This window comes from Spirochaetota bacterium (assembly GCA_026414805.1).
GTDB lineage: Bacteria > Spirochaetota > UBA4802 > UBA4802 > UB4802 > UBA4802.
In genome coordinates, this window is sequence record JAOAIH010000064.1 from 17,257 (window position 1) to 17,568 (window position 312).

At 37.8% G+C, this 312-nt stretch carries 1 protein-coding gene; it reads right to left on the minus strand.

Going from position 1 to position 312, the window contains the following annotated elements:
* Window positions 1-112: 112 nt before the first annotated feature.
* On the minus strand, window positions 113-312 hold a 200-nt coding region (locus tag N3F66_12050; GenBank protein ID MCX8124876.1), incomplete at its 5' end, for a hypothetical protein.

Genomic DNA, 312 nt, shown 5'->3' on the forward strand with positions numbered 1-312 from the left:
ATTGTACAGACGAGACAGGTGATTTAAGAATGAACAAAAGGAGAATAACGCAAACGTTAGAAAATTTCATAAGTTAAAATTTTTTAATACTAGGAAAAAATCAATACAAAATTTATTTTTCTTTGCCAATCACGTGAGATTGTTCTACACAGTGAAATAATCCTTTATACTCTTCAGGTGGAGTTCCACCGTTAATCATTACTGCAATGGGTGTGCCTGCGGGAAGCTTTTGCATTGCAACGTAACGAAGAAATGGGCCATCGGTGTGATAGCTGTTGCCAAAAGCCGCAATTGCGTACACGTGATCTGTGG